Raw genomic sequence first — 21,029 nt, forward strand, 5'->3', positions numbered from 1 at the left:
TAAAGTCCCCTGGCGTGACTACGCAACCCGCGGCCAGGCGTCCGCGACCCGAGCCAACCACCGCCGCGCAGCGGTGGACGTTCTTCGGGGTGATCTCGCTCGGGCTGTTCATGATCAGCCTGGACAACTCCATCCTGTACACGGCGTTGCCGGTGCTCTCCCAACAGCTCGGGGCGAACCCGGGGCAGTCGCTGTGGATCATCAACGCCTACCCGCTCATGCTGTCCGGCCTGCTGCTGGGCACGGGAACGTTAGGCGACAAGGTTGGCCACCGCCGCATGTTCACCATCGGCCTGCTCATTTTCGGCGTGGCGTCCCTGGCCGCGGCGTTCGCGCCCACCGCGTGGGCGCTGGTGGCCGCCCGCGCGTTCCTTGGCATCGGCGGCGCGACGATGATGCCCGCCACCCTGGCGCTCATCCGCCTCACCTTCGAGGACGAGCAGGAGCGCAACACCGCCATCGGCATCTGGAGCTCCATCGCCGTCGTCGGCGCGGCACTCGGCCCGCTGATCGGCGGCGCGCTGCTGGAGGTGTTCTGGTGGGGCTCCGTCTTCCTCATCAACGTGCCCGTGGTGGTCATCGCGCTGATCCTCACCATGTGGCTCGCGCCCGCCAACGTGCCCAACCCGGCGAAGCACTGGGACGCCACGTCCTCCGTCTACGCGCTCATCGCCCTGCTCGGCCTCACCATGAGCATCAAGGAGGCCGCTAACCCGGAGCGCACCGGGGCACCGCTTGCGGCGGCGCTGGTCGCGGCCGTGGTCGGCGGGGTGCTCTTTGGCAAGCGACAGACGCTTCTGAGCGACCCCTTGCTCACCTTCGACATTTTCCGCTCACGCCTGTTCACCGGCGGCGTGGTCGCCGCGGTGGGCAGCATCATCTGCTTCGTGGGCGCCGAGGTGATGACGGTGCAGAAGCTCCAGCTTGCGGACGGTTTCTCCCCGCTGCACGCAGGCCTGGCCATCGTCGCCATGGCCGTCGCCGCAATTCCGGCTTCGGTGTACGCGGGTGCGAACCTGCGCAGGGTGGGATTCCTGCCGCTGATTGCCGGCGGCTTCGCCGGTGCCTTCGTGGGCACGTTGCTGCTCATGTGGGGTTCCATGCGGGCGTCGTTCGCCCTCGAGCTTGCCGGGCTCGCGGTGATGGGTGTGGCCGGCGGCGCGATCATGGGCGTGGCCTCCATCGCCATCATCGGCGCCGCACCTTTGCACCGCTCCGGCATGGCCGCTGGCGTGGAGGAGGTCTCCTACGAGTTCGGTGCGCTGATTACCGTGGCGGTGACCGGCTCGCTGCTTGCCCGCTGGCTGGAGCTTGGCTTGACTGACAAACCCTACGAGGTTGCGTACGCCGACGCCTACCACGGGGTGCTCCTCCTGCTTGCGGCGGCCGGCGCTTGCTTTGCCGCGATCACCGCGTGGTGCTTCCGGGACAATCCGAAATCTGGTTCTCCAACCCCTTGACCGGAGGAGTCGTCGCCCATTAGGGTAGGGTTACCTTAGGCACAACAGGTAAGGGTAACCAAATGTATTCTGACGACGCAGCTACGGCGCTCGCCGCCAACATCGCCGCCCGTGCGCTCGCCGGCGGCGGGGACATGATGCTGGTTGCCTACCGCCACCCGGAACAACCCGTGATCGACGTAGCCACCCACGGGCTCGACGCCGCGGGCAACCTCGTGGTCACCTGCCTCAGCGAGGATGTGCCGGGGTTTGCTCCGCTTGAGGTGCGGATGGATGTGCTGTTCCAAGCTCCGCAGTTTCACGTCACCATTTCCGCCGCGAGCGTGCACGCGCTAGCCACAGTGGAGTGGGTGGACACCGACGAGCTGTGGGCCACAGGCGTGGTGGATGTAGAAACGGTGTACGTCCACCACATCGGTGCCCCCGCGCGCCTAGACGTCGATGCGCTACGTCCCCTGGCCCTGGGCATCGGCGAGGTGGACGAGGACAGGGTGGGCGCGCACGACGCGGTGCTCTCCCTCGGTGGACGGTGCCTGAACACGCTGTTCGATGCCGCAGTGCTTGGCCTCGTGCCAAACATCCCGGGGCAGCACGGCCCGCACAACGGCTGCAGTCACACCCGTGACCAGCTGTTCGTGGTGGATGTCTGCGCCACTGGTGTCACGCTGCTGCGCACAACCGCCACGCAGCGTGAGACGGTGCATGTGGCGCTTCCGCGCCCGGCACTCGATTTCCTAGACTTGGCCGACCAGCTCGCTGGCCTGGCCGCGCAAGCCTCGGGTTGGCACGCGGAATCGCGTATCTGACAGCTAGCCCGAGCGTGGGAAACGGGGCCCGGCCGGGTGGCTGGGCCCCGTGTAACCAATCGTCGTCAAGCAGGAAAAGCTTAAGCGACCTCGTAGTTCGCGCACTGCGCGTCCCCGGTGACCTCGATGGACTCGTTGGTGCACATCAGGTCGGTGTTGTGGGTGCACTCGAGGCGGTGGCAGGCACCCACCTGGCCCTCGGCGGGGCGGGAACTGCGAGCGTCGATGGTAGTGAACGTGCCGCACGCAGCGGTGTCGGTGCCTGCAACGGTGATAGCCAACGCGGTGCAACCACCCTCGTTGAATGCGCAAGCAGTGGTGGAGCAGGAAGCGATCTTGGTAGCGGTAGCCATGGTGGACTCCTTAAAAGCAGAAGGTGAATCTGGTGAACAGGGGTACTTCCGCGTATCTGACAAGGCCCACACTAACCACGCAAAAATTCCCGCGCAAGCAAGGGAAACCTACGCTGACCTGCGGAAATAACGGCACATTAGTGTTGCGAAATTCGCTACTACACTCGGGCCCATGCCATCGCCTGTGCCCCAGTATCTCCAAGACATCCTCGATACCGTCCGCGACCAGGACGGGGGAGAGACCGCCGACTACATCGAGAAGCTGAAGAACGCGGACCCGGACAAGCTGGGCCTGGCGCTCTGCACCACCGACGGCCACGTCTACGCGGTGGGCGATACCGACTACGAATTCTCAATCCAGTCCATCTCCAAACCCTTTGTCTACGCCTTGGCGCTGGACATCTACGGCGCGGAGGAAGTGCACAAGTACGTGGGCGTGGAGCCTTCGGGCGAGGCGTTCAACGAGCTTTCCCTGGACAGCCAGGGCCGCCCGGTGAATCCGTTGATCAACGCGGGCGCGATCACGGTCAACCAGCTCATCGGCGGCCCCAACATTCCCATCGAGGACAGGGTTGAAAAGATCCGGGACTACCTCTCGCGCCTTGCGGGGCGGGAGCTGCGTATCGACGATGAAATTTTCCAGTCCGAAATGGACGGAGCCGACCGCAACATGGCTATTGCCCACCTGCTGCGTGAGGCCGGCAAGGTGACCGATTCCGCCCACCAGGCCGTGACCACCTACATCAAGCAGTGTTCCGTGCTGGTGACGGTGAAGGATCTCGCCGTCATGGCGGCGACGCTGGCAAACGGCGGTACCCAGCCGATTACGGGCGAGAAGATCCTCACCGCAGAAGCCTGCCGCGTGACCCAGGCGGTGATGGTCTCCGCGGGCATGTACGACGCATCGGGCCGCTGGATGGTCAACGTGGGCATCCCCGCGAAGTCCGGCGTAGCCGGCGGCCTGATTGGCACCATCCCCAGCCAGATGGGCGTGGCTAGCCTGAGCCCGCGGCTGGATAAGCAGGGCAACTCCGTGCGCGGCGTGAAGGTGTTCAAGGAGCTGTCCAGCGGGCTGGGCCTGAACCTGATGTCCTCGGACTACTACATCGCGCCGGGCATTCGACGCGTGAAGCACAAGGGCAACACCACCGTGGTGGAGCTGCAGGGGCGCATCAACTTCATTTCCGCGGAGAAGATTCTGCACGAGCTGGTGGAGCGGAACTTGGTCAAGGGCGACCTGGTGCTGGACGTGTCTGGCGTGACCTCCTTCAACAAATCTGGCCGCAAGCTGATCAAGGATGGGCTGCTGCACTTCCGCGAGCAGGGCACCCATGTGGCGATCTACGACCCGGAGGGCGCGCTGCCGGACTACGAATTCTCGGACGGCTCCACGGCAGAGTCGGTGAAAGACCTCGAGGTGTCCTTCACCGTGCCGGCCGCCCGCCAGCGGGTGTTCGACGCCATCACCAAACCGCGCCAGTGGTGGGAGGACCGCGTGGAGGGCGAGGCAGACGAAGAAGGTGCCGGCTTCACGGTGGAAAGCGACGACCAGAAGGTGGCGCTCACCGTCCGCGAGGCGGACGACGGCAAGCGCGTGGTGTGGCACGTTGAGCCGACCGGCGACGAGAAATCGGACCGGGACTGGGACGACACCTCCCTTATCTTCGACATCGAGGAAGACGCGGAGGGCGAAACCACAATCAACTTCACCCACCGGGGCCTCTTGCCGCACGACGAAGCCTACGAGGAGGCCGAGCAGACCTGGCGCGACCGCCTGCGCGAGCGCTTGGAGCCGTTGATCAAGCGGGACGAGGGCGAAGCCGAGGGGCCGGCGGTGGCCGCCCCGCCGGAGGCGACGGAAAATTCGTAGTGAGGCGGCCGTAATCCCGTTGGCGATGTGGGGCACGTAGGGGCGTGTAGCGTCGGAGGCGTGAGTAAGGAGACGATTGCCAACACCATCTGGTGGCACGTGTACCCGCTGGGCGCCACTGGCGCGCCGATCAGGGACCGCGGCGAAGTAGATGCCGGCCACCGTCTGCGCGACCTTGAACCGTGGTTGGATTACCTGATTGAGCTGGGCTGCAACGGCCTGCTGCTCGCCCCAATCTTTGAATCGGTGGGCCACGGGTACGACACGATTGACCACTACCGCATCGACTCCCGCCTGGGGGACGACGCGGACTTTGACCACCTCGTTGCCGAGTGCCACGCCCGCGGCATCAACGTGATGCTGGACGGCGTGTTCAACCACGTCGCCCGCACCCACGAGTGGGTTGAGCAGGGCCTTGCCGGCGACACGGATTGGGAGGGCCACGGCGAGCTGGCCACCCTGCACCACGCGGACGAGCGGGTGCGCGACGCGGTGGTGGACATCATGAAGCACTGGCTGCGCCGCAGTATCGCCGGCTGGCGCCTGGATGTCGCCTATTCCGTCCCGCCCGAGTTCTGGCGCGACGTGCTGGCCCGCGTTCGCGAAGAATTCCCGGACGCAATGTTCCTGGGCGAAGTCATCCACGGCGATTACGCCGAGATCGCCGAGGCCGGCACGCTGGATTCCGTCACACAGTACGAGCTGTGGAAGGGCATTTGGAGCTCGCTTCACGACGAAAACTTTTGGGAGCTCGCCCACGCCCTCGAACGCCACCAAGCGATGGCGGCGCGGATGCTGCCGAACACGTTCATTGGCAACCACGACGTGGACCGCATTGCCAGCAAGGTTGGCCAGGACAAGGCGATCCTGGCACTGGCCATCCTGATGGTCCTCCCCGGCATGCCCAGCATCTACTACGGCGATGAGCAGGGCTTTCAGGGCCTGCGCGGCGAGGGCTTCGGGGCAGACGATTCCGTGCGCCCCCAGCTCCCCGCAACGCCGGCCGAGCTGTCGCCGCTTGGCGAGTGGATCTTCCGCGAGCACCAGGCGCTGATTGGCCTGCGCCGCCGCTACCCGTGGCTCACCCACGCGGAGGTGGAGGTGCTGGACAAGACCAACCCGACGATCAGCCTGCGCGCCCGTGCGGCTGGCGGCGCAGACGGCGCGGGGGGCCAGGGCGGCCAGAGTGATGCTGACGGCCAGGGCGGCGCGGGCGAGCTGCAGCTGGACGCGTGGCTGGACCCCGCGCCGGGCGTGCGCATCCGCGCGGGCGGGGAGACGCTCTACGAACGCTCCTAGGCGCCCACGAAGCGCCGCACCAGGCTCACGTAGGCCTGCGCGGTGAGCTCCACGTCCGCGACCTCCACGTATTCGTCATGGCTGTGGAGGGTGTCTAGCACCCTGCCGAGCGTCTGGTGGCGCTGGTGCAGGGCGAAGCCGTAGCCCACTCCGCCCTTGCGTCGGCCGAAACGCAGGTCGGACCCGCCGGCGGCGATCGTCGGCACCACGGGTACGCCGGGGAAGAACTCCCCGAAGGTGGCCAGAATCGCCTCATACAGCGGGCCGGAGGTGGGGGAGACCGTGGCGTCCTCGGTAATCAGGTGGGTGATCTCCACCTCTTCCGCTAGGTCGCCCAGCGCGTCAACCAACAGCGCGTCGATGTCGTCCTGGGTCTGGCCGGGCAGCGGGCGGATGTCCAGCTCCAACCAGGCAACGGACGGCAGCACGTTAATCGCCCCGCCCGCGCGCAGCACCGTCGGCGCAATGGTGAGGTGGCTCATCGCGTGGGAGTAGCGCTGGAGTTCGCCGAGGGCGGTGTAGCTGTGACCGTCGAGAAGCGCCTGCTCCGTAGCAGGATCGAAGCGGAAGGCGCGCACGTAGCCCGGCCACGGCTCATCGCGCGTGACCTCGGGCTCGATGGCGGCAACGCGGCGCGCCACCTCCGCGATCTTCGCCACCGCCAGGTCGCGCCCGTGCGGGGCGGAGCCGTGACCGGCATCCCCATGGATGGTCAGGCGGCGCTGACCTGCGCCTTTCTCCCCGATCACGACCACCAGCGCGTCCGACCCATCCGCCACGGGCAGGTGCGACCCGCCCTCCTCGGACAGGCAGTTGCGCCAAGAAAACGCGTCCGGCTCGTGCTCTGCCAGCCAGCCGGCACCCAAGCCCCCGCGCGCCTCCTCATCCGCGCACCCCACAAAGGTCACGGTCCCTTTCGGACGGGGCCCATGCTTGGCGACGTCCCTCACAGCCGCCGCCATCGCCGCCGTGATGTACAGCATGTCGGTGGCGCCGCGGCCGTAAATCTTGCCGTCGATCTCTTCGGCCCCGAACGGATCCTGGGTCCACTTGGCCTCATCCACCGGCACCACGTCGGTGTGGCCGAGGAGGGTGAGCGGCTCCGCGTCCGGATCGGTGCCGTCGATGGTGAAGGCGATGGAGACGCGGCCCGGGTGCGGTTCGAAGCGCTGCACGCGCACGGTGCTGGGGGCGGTGGTGCCGTTTGGGTCGGTGACATCGCTGAAGAAGCGCTCCAACGTTGCCGCGTTGCGCACTTCCTGGCCGGAATCCGGTGTCAGATCATTCACGCACGCGTTGCGGATGAGGTCCTTGAGCAGGGCGATTGCTGCTGCGGTGGGGTCGGCTGGGTACATGGAAGCAGATAGTAGCGCCGATCACATCCGGGCGATCTGGGTGTATGGCAAAATGCTGCTATCTCATTGACACAAAGGACGGTACCCATGGCTCGACGCGAGGCCAGCACTGATCCGCGGGCGGTTCGCACCCGCCAGGCGCTGCTCAACGCTACGGTGACGCTGCTGGACTCCACACCCGCGCATGAGCTTTCTGTGACCAGCATCGTGCGGGAAGCCGGGGTGAGCCGCCAGGTGTTCTACGAGCACTTTGCGGACCGTGACGCGGTGCTGCTGGCAGCCGGGCTGGCAGTCATTGAACCGGCGTACCGGGAGTTTGTGGAGACGTTCAGCCCGAACACGGATTACCCGCAGCAGGTGGCGCGGCTATTCGAGGGCTTGGGGGAGCAGGACAACGCTGTCCGCTCGCTGATGAACTCCGCAGCGCGCGGCGAACTGAACAACCACGTGGTGGAGATTCTCTACGGCCCGGTACGCGAGCAGCTTGTGCAGCACCTTGAGGCTGCGGATGTGCAGGCCACTGATTCCATGGTGGATGACACGGCGTACTTCCTCGCTGCCGGCACCCAGGCGGTGTTTGCCCGCGGGTTCGCCGAGCGGGTTCCGGCGGAAGAGCTGGGGCAGCGGATTGAGGACGTGCGACGCACCCTGGGCGCGTACTCGATGGGGCAGGGCCTGTAGGTTCTGGGGCCGGCAGGCTCTGGCCGGCAGGCTCTGGCCGGCAGGCCGCTAGGTCTCGTTGAAGGAGGCCAGTACTTTTGCCAGCGCATCAAGCGCGTCGGTGGTGGCTTGGAAGGAGCCGTCCTTGCTCACGGCGCCGATGGCAATCCCATAGGTCACCCCGCCGAGCTTGCCAAACCCCATCTGGCGCGACTGCCAGGACCCATCCGCGTCCACGTCGCCCCACCCGCCCTTGAAGGGGATGCCGAGGTTGCCCAAACCCCAGGTCTGCTCCTTGTCAATGTGGCGCATGTGGCCGATGATCACGTTGTCCTCCAGATCATCACGCTGCGATAGCTCCCACGCGTAGCGCGCCTGCGTGGCAAACGGCCACGGCGTGCGGCCCCACGCCACGTCCACGCGGGAGCCGATCTCCCTGCGCACCAGCATCTCCGCCCCGCCCGGCTCCTGCAGGCACGCCCACAGGAGGTCGGTTGCGTCATTGTCCGAGATCTCGATCGCGGCACTGATCAGGTCTTCTAAGTAGTCCTCGTTGTAGTCGCAGTGGCGCAGCGCGGCGAAAGAGATCGGGATCTTGATGGTGGACCAAGCCGGGAGGGAGGCGATGGACCCGCGGGTGAGGATGGAAGAACCGTCGAAAAGCGCGAGCCCCAGCTCAGTCCCGGTAGCCTCCTCGATGGTCGCGATGGCCGCCTCCAGCACCTCCGGATCCACGCCCGGATTGGGCACGACGGCGGGGGCCTCGACCACCGCCAGCGGGGCCTCCGGCGCAGGTGAACAGGCCGCGAGCAGGGCGGCGGCGGTGAGGGCAGCGAAACTCGCCCACGTGCGCTTTCCAAACACGCAAGTAGTGTAGGCCCTATGCAGAAAGTCGCCAGCGCAACCCAAGCGGTAGCGGAGCTCATTTCGCTTTACGACGCTTCCTGTCAGCTCGCCAAGGACACCATCTCCAGCGGGCAGTTCGAACGCTACGCGGGCGTGCGGTACCCCAAGCTCGCGGTTGACGTGACCAGATGGCAGCCCATCGACCGCTCCGAGCCGTTCGGGTACGTGGATGAGGCCGGTGTGTACTCCGCCGTGCTGTCGCGCCCCGACCTCATGCAGGCGTACCTGGAGGCGCAGCTTGAGGCGCTGACCTCGCATTATGAGTGCGATATCTACGTCGGCTACTCCGACGAGCGGATCCCCCCCGAATACATTGCCGGCATTGATGGCTTGGGCGGGCTGGACGAAGTGCGCGCCACCAATTCCGCGCACATTCCTCGGCCGACGCTGGACTTTGTGGACGACGCGATTGTGGACGGCCACTGGGACGCCTTCCACGGCGACGAGAAACCCCTGTTCCACTTCGGACCGCAGCGCTTTGACCTGGCACTTGCGCGGTTGCAGCATTACACCGGCATCGCGCCGGAGACGATGCAGAAGTACATCCTGTTCACCAACTACGCCATGCACGTGACCGAGTTCGTGCGCTTCGGCGTGCGCGAGCTGTCCAACCCGGAATCGCGCTACACCGGACTGGTGCTGCCTTCCGGCGAGAAGGTCTCCGACACCGTGGCCGTGGAGGATCTTGAGCTGGGGTCCAAGTTCCAGATGCCGCGATATGACTTGGTGGCGGACAACCGCGACGGCATCACCATGATCAACATCGGTGTCGGGCCCTCCAACGCCAAGACCATCACGGACTGCCTGGCGGTGCTGCGCCCGGAGGCGTGGATCATGATCGGGCACTGCGCTGGCCTGGACGCCCGCATGCGCATCGGCGACTTGATCCTGGGCAACGCCTACGAGCGCCACGACCACGTGTTGGACGACCACATCCGCCGCGACCAGCCCATTCCGGCGGTGCCCGAAATCCAGCGCACCCTGGAAAAGGCCGTGGCCAAGGTCTACGGCGACGAGACCTCCCTCATGCGCACCGGCACCGTCTTGAGCACCGGCGACCGGAACTGGGAGTGGAAATCCCCGCGCGACCTATGGGAATGGCTGCGCGGTTCCACCGCCGCCGCCGTGGACATGGAATCCTGCACGCTGGCCGCCAACGGCTACCGCTACCGCGTGCCCTACGGCACGTTGCTCGCGGTATCGGACCTGCCGCTTCATGCCGTGCCCAAGCTGCCGGCCGGCGCCCAGGCCTTTTACTCCAACTCCAAGGAGGTGATGTGCGCCGTGCGCGCGATGGAGCGGCTGGCTAAGCATCCGCGTAGGCTGCGTACCCGCAAGCTGCGGCGCACGATCGGCGAGGTGCCGTTTAGGTAGGGGCGCTGGGGCGGGGGTTCGCGCGGGTTCGTGGTGGTTCGTGGTGGTGGTGCGTGCGCGTTCGCGCGGGTTCGGCACGTTCGCGCGGGTTCGCCACGTCCGCGCGGGTTCGCCACGTCGCGCGGGTTCGCGGGTGGTAGCGCCGGTTGGCCGTCAACCCGCATTCCCTCTGACCTGCGGATATGGCGATGTGGCGCTTAGGGGCATAACTGCAGGTCACGTTCAGGGGCATGTGTTCCCGTCGATAATTGCAGATAGAAATTTTATGCAGTTTTACCTAGACAACTGTCTGAGAAGCCGATGACCTTGTGTTATCGACTTAAGCCCATCGACATAAACATATCGACCTGAATACCTGCCCCTGAGCGGCGGCGGGGCGTGTTCGCGCGCGTTCGCGCACGTTCGTGGTGGTGCGTTCGTGCGGGTTCGGCACGTTCGCACGGGTTCGTGGGTGGCGGCGCCGGTAGGCCGCCAACCTGCGGCCCTCTGACCTGCGGATATAGAGGTGTGGTGCTTAGGGGCATAACTGCAGGTCGGCTCAGGGGCATATATTCCCGTCGATAATTGCAGGTCAGAATTTTATGCAGAAATACGTGGGCAACTGACCAGGAAGCCTATGAGCTGGTGTTATCGACTTAAACCCATCGACATGAAGCTATCGACTTGAATACCTGCCCCGGAACACATGCCCCTGAGTGCCGGCGGGGCGGGGCTCGCCAGGCAGACCGGCGGGGCGGCGATTGGGCGCCGGCCGGGGCCCAGCCGGCGGGGCGGCACCGGCGGGGCGCAAAGAATCGGCCAGGCAGGGCCGGCCGGGGCAGCAAAGTCGGCCAGGCGGGGCCGGCTGGGGCAGCAAGGTCGGCCAGGCGGGCGCCGGCCGGGGCGGCAAGGTCGGCCAGGCGGTGGGCAGGGTCCACCGACCTACTTGCGTCGGTTGTGGGCCTCGCGGACCGTGGCGAGGAACCGCTCCGGGTGCTTCTCCAGCTCAACCGGCGGAAACCGGAGCACCTCTTTCCCCAGATTTCGGAGGTCGTTTTCCCGCCATTTCTCTTTGCGGAGTACGTCGTCGGTCTTGCCGTAGGTTTCGCCGTCGTATTTCACCAAGCCGTCTATCTCGATGACGAGCCATCCGTCGATGAGTAGGTCAACTTTGTACCGTCTGCCGCCGGCGAGGATGGTCACGTTGGCTTGCACATCCTCGTAGCCAGCGGCGATTAGGAGGGCGCGTGCGTAGGACTCTGGCGCGGAATCGGGCTGGGCGGAGCAGTGCTGCGCGGCCAGCCGGGCGGCGGTGATTCCGCGGAATCTCTTCGAGGTCGCAATATTGTGCTGCAGCTGCACCGGAGTGAAACCACCGAACTTCACTAGCCAATCGGCTGCAACCAGGGCGTGTTCGAAGCCGTCGAAGCGCGCGATGTCGAGGAAGGTTCTATATGGGCTGGTGGTGGACATGTTCTCGCCGCGCTTGATGTCGTCGGCGCCAAGATCGGCTTTGATGTAGTGCACGCCGTCGCGCCACTGGTTCTTCGGTGGCGTGGATTTCAGCACTAGGCAGACAGTGTCTAAGGAGGTGTTCACCACCCACATGTCGTTGAGGTACGCGGATGCGCGTCCGGTCACGATGCCTTTCCTGGCGGCGTACCCGGCGCAATACGCCTTCAACCAGTGCTGTTGGAAGATCCTGAGATCGCGGTAGTAGTCGTCAGAAATGGCGTGGATGGATGAGAGTTTGACTAACGCGCCCGACCACAACTGCTCGCGCACGGCTGAATCTAGGTCGCGCTGTGGGCGAACGTCGATAAGCTGTGCCCGAATCTCTTTCTTCCATTCCCCCATGAGTGCGATCTTGGCACTTGGGCCGGAGCCCCGCGCGGTGAGGAATGTCCACCATAGTGTGAACGGCTACGGTGAGAAGGTAATGGACCTCACCACACAGACGCAGTTCGAAGACCCGGCGATCGCCATGGCGCACGCCAGCGCGGTGCGCTCCATCGAGCGCGTGGTGCGTGAGACGGCTGAGCCGACGGAAGGGGGCGTCGCTAAGCAAAATGTGCTCCGGCAGCTCGCGGAACCGAAGGTGCTGGTGGTGACGGGTGCGGGGATGTCCACGGAGTCCGGGATCCCGGATTACCGCTCCAAGCACGGGCGGCTGACCAAGGGCCGGCCGATGACGTACCAGGAGTTCGCGCATTCGCCGGCGCAGGTGCGCAGGTATTGGGCGCGCGCGTTTGTGGGCATCCGGTTCATGCGGGCGGCGGCGCCGAACCGCGCGCACTTCGCACTGGTGGAGTTGGAGCGCGCCGGGCTGCTGCGCGGCATTGTCACGCAGAACGTCGACGGGCTGCACGCGGAGGCTGGCTCGCAGCACGTCATCGCGCTGCACGGGGACATGGACCACGTGGTCTGCTTGGACTGCGGGGCGCTGCACGAGCGCACGCTTATCGACGCTCTCTTGAACGCCGCCAACCCCGGGTACTTCGAGTCGGTTGAGGTGGAGGGCGCGATGATCAACCCGGACGGCGACGTGGAGCTGCGGGATAGGGACGTGGCGCGGTTCACCATGGTCGCGTGCCCGTCCTGCGGCGGCGAGCGCCTGAAACCCAACGTGGTGTACTTCGGGGAGAACGTGCCCAAGGCGCGCCGGGCGGAGGCGAACCGCTGGTTGGAGGAATCCACGTCCGTGATCGCGATTGGGACGTCGCTGGCCGTGATGAGCGGCTACAAGTTCGTGCTGGATGCGAAGAAGCAGGGCAAACCCGTCGCGGTGATTAACGGCGGGCCGGGCCGCGCGGACCAGAAGGTGGACACGGTGTGGCGCGCCAACGTTGGCGACGCGCTGGGTGAGGTGCTGGACGGGCTGGGGCTATGAGGGGCGCATCCATAGCCAACGCGCTGGGGCTGGCGGCGGCGCTGGCGTTCGGCGCGTGGCGCTACAGCCTGAACCACGCGGATCTGCACAGCATCTTCACCGCGGATGTGCCGAGTGACCTGCAGGTCTACCTCCTCGGCGGCGAACTGGTGCGAAACGGGGAGCCGCTCTACGCCGGCGACTTGCTGCCGGGTCTGCCCTTCACGTACCCGCCGTTCGCGGGAGTGGTGTTCTCCTGGTTCGGCGAGGCCACGACGCAGCTGGGCCACGCGTGGACGGCGGCCTCGATCCTCGTGCTCGCGTGGGTGGTGTGGATGTCGGCGCGGGCAACGCGGGCGTCGGCACGCATAAGCCCCGTCCTCTTGCTCACCGCATTTTTTGTGCTGTGCACGGAGCCGGTGCACGCGACGCTGTTTTTCGGGCAGGTCAATATCTTCCTGATGGCGCTGGTGTGCCTGGATTTCCTGCCGCGGCGCTACCGCTTGCCCGGGATTGGCGTGGGCCTGGCCGCGGGGTTCAAGCTCACGCCGGCGTACTTTGTGCTGCTCTTTGCGGTGCAGCGGCGGTGGGGCGCGATGTTCGTGGCCGCGTTCACGTTCCTGTGCACGGTGGCGACGGGGTTTGCCGAGGTCACGGACGCGCGCCGCTTCTGGACGGAATCCATGTTCAACTCAGACCGCGTCGGGTTCGCCGACAATCCGGGCGCGCAGGCGATCCGCCAGGTGCTCTCGCGCGAGTTCGGCATCGAGTCCACACCGCTCTGGCTCGCGCTTGCCGTCCTTGTCACGGCACTAGCGGCGTACGCGGCGCACATTGCTTTACGACGTTCCAATACAACCCTCGCCCTCGCCTTCATCGGTATGGCGTCCTGCCTGGTCAGCCCGTTCTCCTGGCACCATCACTGGGTGTGGATTGTGCCGTTTGGCGTGGCCATCTACGCCGCGTGGGGCGTGGTGCCGATGCTGCTGGCTATGCTGCCGTTCGCCGCGATCAACGTGGCGCACGAGGTGTTCGTGGTGCCGAACCTGCTGTTCACGCTGGTGCCGCTGGGCTTCATCGCGTGGTACGCGTGGCGCGGGGCCACCGGCCCGTCTGACGTGGCTGAGCCGGGGCGGGGCGGTGGCCGACACGGAACCGGCCGCGGCGGGGCCACCGGGGCTCTACGCTTGGACACGTGATTTACGCGTTTGAAGGCAAAACCCCGCAGATCGATCCGACCGCGTACGTGGCCCCCGGCGCCACCATCATCGGGGACGTGGTCCTTGGACCCGAGGTGAACATCTGGCCCGGTGCGGTGCTGCGGGGCGACGTTGGCCGCATCATCGTCGGCGCGCGCTCCAACATCCAGGACGGTTCCGTTGTGCACGTGGATACAGGCGGGGAGACGGTGCTGGGGGAGGACGTGACCGTGGGCCACATGGCCATGCTGCACTCCTGCGTGATCGAGGATGCGTGCTTGATCGGGATGTCCTCCACCGTGCTGTCCCGCAGCCGGGTGGGGGAGGGCTCCATCATCGCTGGCGGCGCGCTGGTGCGCGAGGGCCAGGAGATTCCGGCGTTTTCGCTGGCCGCGGGCGTACCGGCGGAGGTGAAGCGGGAGCTGGAGGAATCCACGCGGGAGGCCCGCGTGAAGCACGCCGCGCACTACGTGGCGCTGGCTGCGCGCCACCGCGAAGGCACGGTCCCGGTCGAGGGCTAACCCGAAAGCTGCGCCGCTAGCGGCGGGCGGTGAGCCGCTCCGCCACCGCGAGCGGCTCGGTGAGTACCAAGTCCAGGGCAACGGCGCGGGCGATGTCGCGCACCATCTCGGTGTGCGTGGGCAGCATGCGCAGGTCCACCTTGCTGCCGGTGGTTTCGCGGGCGGCTTGGGCGAAGGGGGCGGGCGCGAGTGGATCGTCGATGAACGCGCTGCCGGCCACCACCACGGTGGCGGGGTGGTAGGTCTCGCACAGCTCGCCGGCCAGCTGGCCAAGTCCGCGGGCGCGCCGATCCAGCGCCGGGCGGGAGACATCCTGGTGCTGCGGGTTGGTCACCGCGTCGCGCAGCGTGCGCACCTCCGGCTTGCCAATGGCGCTAAGCAAGCCCTGGGTGGTGAGGTCATCGCGCGACACCTCCACCGGCATCACACCGTTTTCCGTGGTCACGGCGCAGGCGATGGAGTCGTCCGCGAACAGCGCCAGCACGGAGGGCATGCTCAGGTCCCGGCTGGACTGCAGCTCTGACCCCACAATCGCTGCGCTGACGGAGGTGACCTGCACCGGCACGGAGAACTGCTCCCGCATCTGCGGGCCGAACGGCACGTTGTCCCAGCCCAGGTTGTGGGCGGTTACGCGGCCATCCGGCGTGACGGTGCCGGACGCAGTCACGCCAACGGTGGCCAGCGGCCGGCCCACGCTGGCGGTGAGGCGGTTCAGCCCAGCCATGATGTGCTGGATGAAGTCGTCCTGATCCATCTTGGCCACCGGCAGTTCCAGGTCCACGCAGGTCAGGGTGTGGCCTTTCACGTCAAACAGGGCGATGTAGGTGGCCTCCGTACCCACGGACACGCCGGCGTGCACGGCCTCCGGATCCGCCAGCTCCAGCGGCACCGTCGGCCGACCGCGGCCGTTGGACTTGGCCAGATCCAGGCGCTCCGTCACGTACCCCGCGCCAACCAGGGCGGTCACCGCCCGGGTAATGGTGGGCTGGGACAGGCCGGTTGCTTCGATGAGCTCGCTTCTCGACGTCAGTTCACCCAAACGCACAAGATGCAGACACTTGGCTGCTGGGGAGGACGGACGGGAAAAAGCCATGTGAAAAGTATTACCGCACACTAGACCGCTTTGTCCATTCGCCTCTCCGGGGCCGGGCTGGCACTCCGTGCCTGGTAGACCGCCCTGTTCAGCTTGAGAGGTTCGAAGAAGCGTCGATAAGCGCGGAAAGCCCTGTGGGGTAGAGTCGCATGCCATGACCTCTACTTCTGCGCGCGTGCGCGAGCCCTCGCTGCTGGATGCCACCTGCGAGAACTTCGTGTACGACCTGGCTGAGATCTCGCCCACCACCGCGACCCAGATCGGGCTCGACGGGTTCGATGGTGAGCTGGAGGATTTCAGCCCGGAATACTGGGACGCGCTGGCGGAGCGCATCCGCGATCTTGTGGCAGACGTGGACGCGTTGAATGATTCGACGGATGAGTCCGACGATGAGGACGATTTTGACGACGTAGACAGCCTTACCGCGACCGTGCTGCGGGACCGGATGGCGTACCAGCTGGAGATGCACCACCGCGGCGAGTTCCTGCGCCGGCTGAACATCATCGACTCGCCCGTGCAGACCATCCGCGATTCCTTCGCGCTGATGCCCAAGGTGACGGAGGAGGACTTTGACAACATCGCCTCGCGCATGAGCAAGGTCCGCGCCGCGCTGCGCGGCTACGCCGAATCCCTCGCCGAGGCCGCGAGCACCGGCGACCTTGCATCCCACCGCCAGATCGACGGCGTGATCAACCAGTGCGAGGCACTGGGCCAGGAAGGGTCCCTGCTGGAGCAGCAGGGTCTGCCGCCGGAGTCCCAGGTGGTCACGGAGGCGAAGGAAGCGTTCTCGGAGTTCGCGGACTGGCTGTCCACCGAGCTGTCCCCGCAGGCCACGCACGAAGACGGCGTGGGCCGCGACCGCTACGAGCTGTTCTCCGAGTACTTCCTCGGCCGCGAGGTGGACTTGGACGACGCGTACGACTGGGCCACCGAACAGCTCGCCGCCACCGTGGATGAGCAGGTAGCCATCGCACGCAGTCTCTACGGCCCGGACGCCACCGTGCTAGGCGCGTACCGCCAGCTCAACGACGACCCGAAGTACCAGCTCCACGGCACCGACGCGCTGATGGAGTGGATGAGCCAGGTCAACGATGAGGTGTTGGGCGTCCTCGACGGCGCGGACATCACCATCCCCGCAGACCTCCCGCGCGTGGAATGCGCCATCGACCGCGCCGGCTCCGGCGGCATCTTCTACACCCCGCCGAGCGACGACATGCTCCGCCCCGGCACCATGTGGTGGTCCGTCCCCGCAGGCCAGGAGGTCTTCCACACCTGGCAAGAGCTGACCACCATCTTCCACGAGGGCGTGCCGGGCCACCACCTGCAAATGGGCACCACCCTGCTGCAGCGCCCCGAACTCAACCTGTGGCGCCGCTCCGTGTGCTGGAACGCTGGCCACGGCGAGGGCTGGGCCCTCTACGCCGAGCACCTCATGGGCGAGCACGGCTACTTCGAGGACCCCGGCTTCCGCATGGGGCTTCTCGACGCTCGCCGTTTGCGCCTTGCACGAGTGCTTGTCGACGTCGGAGTTCACCTCCGCAAGACCACCCCCGACGGGGTTGGCACCTGGGACGCCTCCTACGCTAAGGCGTTCCTGCGCGACAACTCCGCGATGGGCGATTCCACCCTCACCTTCGAGCTGGACCGCTACATGGGCTGGCCGGGCCAGGCCCCCTGCTACGCGATTGGCTACCGCGACTGGATCACTCTCCGCGACAAGGCCTTGGCCAAGGGCCTCACGCTGCGGGAATTCCACGACAAGGCCCTGCGCGTCGGCTCCATCCCGATGGACATGCTGGCCAACGAGGTGCTCAACCACTAGGGGGTGGGGGCGGCGCTGGGGCGGTGCGGGCTGGCTGGGTGGCTGGGTGGCCGCTGCCGCCGGGTGCCCTCCCCGCTGGGTGGCCTCCCCACCGTTTCCGCCGGGGCGGCTTCCGCCGTTTTCGCCGGGGCGGCTTCCGCCGTTTCCGCCTCCCCGGAACGAGATGACAAACTCGTTCCGGAGGCGCTGCAAAACCCCAGGTCGCCAAACGAGACGCTTTGTGTCAAGTGGTTGTGAACCGTTTTTGTTATGGGTTGGTGGTTAGTGGTTGGGGGCTGGGGTATGTGGTGGTGGTTGTGCGGATGATGGTGACTTCTCTGGGCAGTCCGGTTGGGGTTTTGGGTGGTGTGTGGATGCGTCCTTCTTCTAGGGCATCCTGGATGGCGTGGTGGCGGCTGGTTTGCAGTGTGCGCCAGGTGCCGTCGAGGACGCTTTGTGGGGTGTAGTAGTTGATCGCGCTGTTTGGCCGGCTGTTGTAGTTGGTGGTGAAGGTGCTGACCCAATTGGTGGCGTGGTCGATGGACGCGAACACTGGCGGGTAGTAGGGACTTCCTTTCATGGTGTGAAACAAAGACTCCATGTGGGGGTTGTCGTTGCTGGTGTGGGGGCGGCTGAAGGATTGGGTGATGCCGCGGGAGTGAAACAGCTCGGCGATGGTGGTGCTGGTCATCGAGGGGCCGTTGTCGGAGTGCACGGTGTGCACGTCGGGGTATTGGCTGAGGATGCGAGTGAACAGCTCGGTTGCGGCGCGGGTTTGTTCGCGCGGGGTGATGCTGGTGCCTACTACGGCTCGCGAGTACAGGTCGATCACGGTTAGGCAGGCGTAGTTCTGACTGATGCATGGTCCAGGTAGGAAGGTGATGTCCCAGCACAGCACTTGTCCCGGGGCCGTGGCGATGACGTGTGGGGGTGTTGTGCGTCCGCGTTTGGTGTTGTTGCGTCTGCGGGTGTGGGAGCGCTGTTTAAGCAGGCGCTGGTGTTGGCGGGCGGTGCGGTAGAAGCTGCTCAAGCTGGCGATGTATAACCCGTGGTTGTAGGCGTTGTAGTACACGTCGTCGACGCTTGAATACGGGTTGGCGTCGAGCAGCGCCAGAATGTCGTCGACTTGCTGCTCGCTCAGACGGGGGATGTTGCGGGCGGTGTGCGGGGTGGGATTGGGCTTCGTCGGGCGGGGTTTACGGGCGTAGAACACCCGGCTGCGGCTGACGCGAAGCAGTTGCTGGGCTTTGGTTAGGGAGTGTCCGTAGGAGACGAGGGCGTCGATGAGGCGTTGTTCTTCCTTGAGACCAGTTTCATAGCGGCGTGTTTCGTCTTCGGATAAGGATTTTCCTCCGCGTCGTAGTCCACGCCAGGAAGATCGGGCATGGACGCTAAAGCTTTTCCCAGCGCATCACTGGTCTGCCTCCACTTATCCAACTCCGCGTCTTGGCGCTGAAGCTTCTGGTTGGCCTTCGCCAACTCCCGCTTCAGCCGGTCGTTTTCGGCGAGCATCCGCTCAACCTGCTTACGACTGCGCGTTGGGTCGTCATGCGTACCAGAGCCCACAATATCTGCCTTCCGTTTCAGCGCGTATTGCTCGATTGATCCGTCCGCCACCTTGGCGATCCATTTCGACATTTCCATATGCGTCAGCCCCAGCGCCACCAAAAACGCACCCTTCTCCCCGGCAGGAAGTGCCGCATAACTGCGCACGAGGTACGTCATCGCACGCGGCGAGAGGCGGCTAGAGATGTCTTCTGTCAGCGCGTCGAGTTTGGCCTCAGCCGCAGACGGTAACCCGAGACGCTGCCCCCACTTGAACATCGTGGCGTTACTGAGCCCGTGGCGGGCTATCCATTTCCCTTTCGCCCCATAGGGCAAGTTGCGGTAGATCGCGACCATCTGCGCCTTCTGGGCTGGGGTGAAATCAAGGCCCCACCCCTTTTTCACACACGGAGCAAACACGAACGAGCCTGCGGCAAGTGTCACCACCACCGCATCATCGAGTAGCTCACCCGGATCCAAATACGTCACCGGAATACCGAGCACATCCCCAGCCCGCACCGCCACCCGACGCCGGCGCGGTGAACTGTCACCATTAGACGGCACCGCTACCTCCTGCGAATCCGAGCAGGCACCAAACGACACCGGCTGCGGCACCAAGCGAGGAACATCAAACGTGGCCATGAACAAACCTCCTCAGGTCTCTCGTTCACAACCAGCCTGATAGCAAGGGAGATGACAAACTCGTTCCGGGGGGAGGGCTGGCGTTGTGCGCTATTACGGCCGGCACGGCCGCGCCGGTGGACAGGGGCCGGCACGGCCGCGCCGGGGCCTACGTCCACCAGCCACCAACCACCTACCCGCGGGAAAGGTGCCGCAGCAGTTTCGGCAGGTAGCCGGCAAAGATGAGCACACAGATGAGGCGGATGAGCTGCAGGGCGATCACGGCGGGGCCGGCTCCGCCCTCGGCGGCAAGCGCCAACACCGTTTCGAGCGCACCGGGCGTGGTGGCCAGGTAGCCCTCGTAGAACGAGATCCCCAACCACGCGGACATGAGCCAACCGACGGCGGCGCAGGCTGTCATCAATAAGGCAATGTAAGCCAAGGTGGCGGGCAGCAGCCTCTTGAACTGCTTCAATGCCGGCACGCTGAGCCCGCCGCCGCAAACCCAACCGATGGCAATGAGGCCGGCGATGGTGAGGGGCCTGGGGGAAGCGACCTGGAAGTCAGCCATCGATCCGACCAGCACCGTGACCAGCATGGGGCCGAACACGGAGGCGTTGGGCAGCCGCAGAAACTTGCCCACCGGCAGGCCAACCACAACCAGGGCTGGAACCAAAAGCCACATCCAGGGGGAAACCGTGTCACCGGGGGCGAGGCCAGTGGCGGCGCTGGTGGCCACGCTCGCCGCACCGGCGCCCACGCCGCCTGCCGCATCGGCACCCACGGCGGCACCCACACCGCCAGCCGAACCACCACCGCCCCCAACCCCAGGCGCCATGACGGAGGCGACCAGCGGCAACGTCATGGACACGACCAAGAGGCGGAGGTACTGGGAGAGGGAGACGTAGCGGACGTCCGCGCCAACCTCCTGGGCAATGGCGGGCATGACCGACGCGCCGCCCGGCAGCAGGGACAGCACCCCGGTCTCGCGAGTAACCCCGTGGTTGGCCAGCACCAGCCCGCCGCCAAACGCCAGCGCCAGCACAAACGCCGCAGCGATCAGGCCGGGCAAGAGAAACGGCAGCAATTCCCGCGGGGGAATACCAACAAGTGGCAGGGCAGCCATCACGCCGATGATGCCGCGTGCGAAACGGAAAATGCGATCGTCGAGAGGCAGTTCGCGCCCGCTGGCCAGCGCCATGCCGCCGGAGGCGAGGATGGCCCCGAGGATCCACGCGGCGGGCACGTGCAGCGCGGAGAGTCCCGCGCCCAGCGCCACGGACAGCGGGACGACGACTAGCCAACGGTTCACGGGGGC

Annotated in this window: 18 protein-coding genes; 10 read left to right on the forward strand and 8 right to left on the reverse strand. The window is 66.0% G+C overall.

Annotated elements, in window-relative coordinates; all coding sequences use genetic code 11:
• Positions 1-14 precede the first annotated feature (14 nt).
• The gene (locus JZY91_RS11225; protein WP_370639227.1) at positions 15-1,460 is read left to right on the forward strand and encodes an MFS transporter; all 1,446 of its coding nucleotides are present in this window, start codon (positions 15-17) and stop codon (positions 1,458-1,460) included.
• Positions 1,461-1,522: 62 nt separating this feature from the next.
• Entirely contained in the window at positions 1,523-2,266 is a 744-nt protein-coding gene (locus JZY91_RS11230) for a hypothetical protein (RefSeq protein WP_234947924.1), read from the forward strand.
• Positions 2,267-2,346: 80 nt separating this feature from the next.
• On the opposite strand, the gene JZY91_RS11235 is transcribed toward JZY91_RS11230, so the two are convergent.
• Positions 2,347-2,619: a DUF1540 domain-containing protein gene (locus tag JZY91_RS11235; RefSeq protein ID WP_234947925.1), complete on the reverse strand. Its 273-nt coding sequence runs from the start codon at positions 2,617-2,619 to the stop codon at positions 2,347-2,349.
• Between the two features lie 172 nt (positions 2,620-2,791).
• Between JZY91_RS11235 and JZY91_RS11240 the strand changes: the two genes are divergently transcribed.
• The gene (locus JZY91_RS11240; protein ID WP_234947926.1) at positions 2,792-4,489 is read left to right on the forward strand and encodes a glutaminase; all 1,698 of its coding nucleotides are present in this window, start codon (positions 2,792-2,794) and stop codon (positions 4,487-4,489) included.
• 60 nt (positions 4,490-4,549) lie between these two features.
• Complete coding sequence (locus JZY91_RS11245) at positions 4,550-5,788, forward strand: alpha-amylase family protein (protein WP_234947927.1); 1,239 nt, start codon at positions 4,550-4,552, stop codon at positions 5,786-5,788.
• Here JZY91_RS11245 and JZY91_RS11250 read toward each other — a convergent pair.
• On the reverse strand, positions 5,785-7,143 hold the full coding sequence (locus JZY91_RS11250) for a M20/M25/M40 family metallo-hydrolase (RefSeq protein WP_234947928.1): 1,359 nt from the start codon (positions 7,141-7,143) through the stop codon (positions 5,785-5,787). The two genes, JZY91_RS11245 and JZY91_RS11250, sit on opposite strands and share 4 nt — an antisense overlap.
• A gap of 87 nt (positions 7,144-7,230) precedes the next feature.
• Here JZY91_RS11250 and JZY91_RS11255 point away from each other — a divergent pair, with 87 nt between their 5' ends.
• Entirely contained in the window at positions 7,231-7,824 is a 594-nt protein-coding gene (locus JZY91_RS11255; protein WP_234947929.1) for a TetR/AcrR family transcriptional regulator, read from the forward strand.
• A 48-nt stretch (positions 7,825-7,872) separates the two neighbouring features.
• Here the strand turns inward: JZY91_RS11255 and JZY91_RS11260 are convergent, their stop codons facing one another.
• Positions 7,873-8,667: a hypothetical protein gene (locus JZY91_RS11260; protein WP_234947930.1), complete on the reverse strand. Its 795-nt coding sequence runs from the start codon at positions 8,665-8,667 to the stop codon at positions 7,873-7,875.
• Between the two features lie 18 nt (positions 8,668-8,685).
• Between JZY91_RS11260 and amn the strand changes: the two genes are divergently transcribed.
• Complete coding sequence (gene amn, locus JZY91_RS11265; protein WP_234947931.1) at positions 8,686-10,083, forward strand: AMP nucleosidase; 1,398 nt, start codon at positions 8,686-8,688, stop codon at positions 10,081-10,083.
• Between the two features lie 921 nt (positions 10,084-11,004).
• On the opposite strand, the gene JZY91_RS11270 is transcribed toward amn, so the two are convergent.
• Entirely contained in the window at positions 11,005-11,919 is a 915-nt protein-coding gene (locus JZY91_RS11270; protein WP_234947932.1) for a hypothetical protein, read from the reverse strand.
• A gap of 82 nt (positions 11,920-12,001) precedes the next feature.
• Here JZY91_RS11270 and JZY91_RS11275 point away from each other — a divergent pair, with 82 nt between their 5' ends.
• Genes JZY91_RS11275 through JZY91_RS11285 form a run of 3 tightly spaced genes read left to right on the forward strand, consistent with a single transcriptional unit; the run spans position 12,002 to position 14,651 of the window.
• Positions 12,002-12,952, forward strand: a complete 951-nt coding sequence (locus JZY91_RS11275; protein WP_234947933.1) for a Sir2 family NAD-dependent protein deacetylase — start codon at positions 12,002-12,004, stop codon at positions 12,950-12,952.
• A complete protein-coding gene (locus JZY91_RS11280) occupies positions 12,949-14,130 on the forward strand; it encodes a glycosyltransferase 87 family protein (RefSeq protein ID WP_234947934.1) in 1,182 nt (393 codons plus the stop codon). Before JZY91_RS11275 ends, JZY91_RS11280 begins: the two co-directional genes overlap by 4 nt.
• Positions 14,127-14,651 (forward strand): gamma carbonic anhydrase family protein, encoded by a 525-nt coding sequence (locus JZY91_RS11285; RefSeq protein ID WP_234947935.1) that lies wholly within the window; start codon positions 14,127-14,129, stop codon positions 14,649-14,651. Before JZY91_RS11280 ends, JZY91_RS11285 begins: the two co-directional genes overlap by 4 nt.
• A gap of 16 nt (positions 14,652-14,667) precedes the next feature.
• On the opposite strand, the gene JZY91_RS11290 is transcribed toward JZY91_RS11285, so the two are convergent.
• Positions 14,668-15,744: an ROK family transcriptional regulator gene (locus JZY91_RS11290; RefSeq protein ID WP_234947936.1), complete on the reverse strand. Its 1,077-nt coding sequence runs from the start codon at positions 15,742-15,744 to the stop codon at positions 14,668-14,670.
• A 154-nt stretch (positions 15,745-15,898) separates the two neighbouring features.
• Here JZY91_RS11290 and JZY91_RS11295 point away from each other — a divergent pair, with 154 nt between their 5' ends.
• A complete protein-coding gene (locus JZY91_RS11295) occupies positions 15,899-17,566 on the forward strand; it encodes a DUF885 domain-containing protein (protein WP_234947937.1) in 1,668 nt (555 codons plus the stop codon).
• 247 nt (positions 17,567-17,813) lie between these two features.
• Here the strand turns inward: JZY91_RS11295 and JZY91_RS11300 are convergent, their stop codons facing one another.
• From JZY91_RS11300 to JZY91_RS11310, 3 genes are all read right to left on the reverse strand, one after another.
• Positions 17,814-18,758, reverse strand: coding sequence for a DDE-type integrase/transposase/recombinase (locus JZY91_RS11300; RefSeq protein ID WP_234947938.1), 945 nt, complete (start codon positions 18,756-18,758; stop codon positions 17,814-17,816).
• Positions 18,759-18,796: 38 nt separating this feature from the next.
• On the reverse strand, positions 18,797-19,732 hold the full coding sequence (locus JZY91_RS11305) for a guanine nucleotide-binding protein subunit gamma (RefSeq protein WP_234947688.1): 936 nt from the start codon (positions 19,730-19,732) through the stop codon (positions 18,797-18,799).
• Positions 19,733-19,904: 172 nt separating this feature from the next.
• Positions 19,905-21,023, reverse strand: a complete 1,119-nt coding sequence (locus JZY91_RS11310; protein WP_234947939.1) for an AbrB family transcriptional regulator — start codon at positions 21,021-21,023, stop codon at positions 19,905-19,907.
• Between the last annotated feature and the right edge of the window lie 6 nt (positions 21,024-21,029).

The sequence above is a fragment of the Corynebacterium sp. CNCTC7651 genome (genome assembly GCF_021496665.1).
GTDB lineage: Bacteria > Actinomycetota > Actinomycetes > Mycobacteriales > Mycobacteriaceae > Corynebacterium.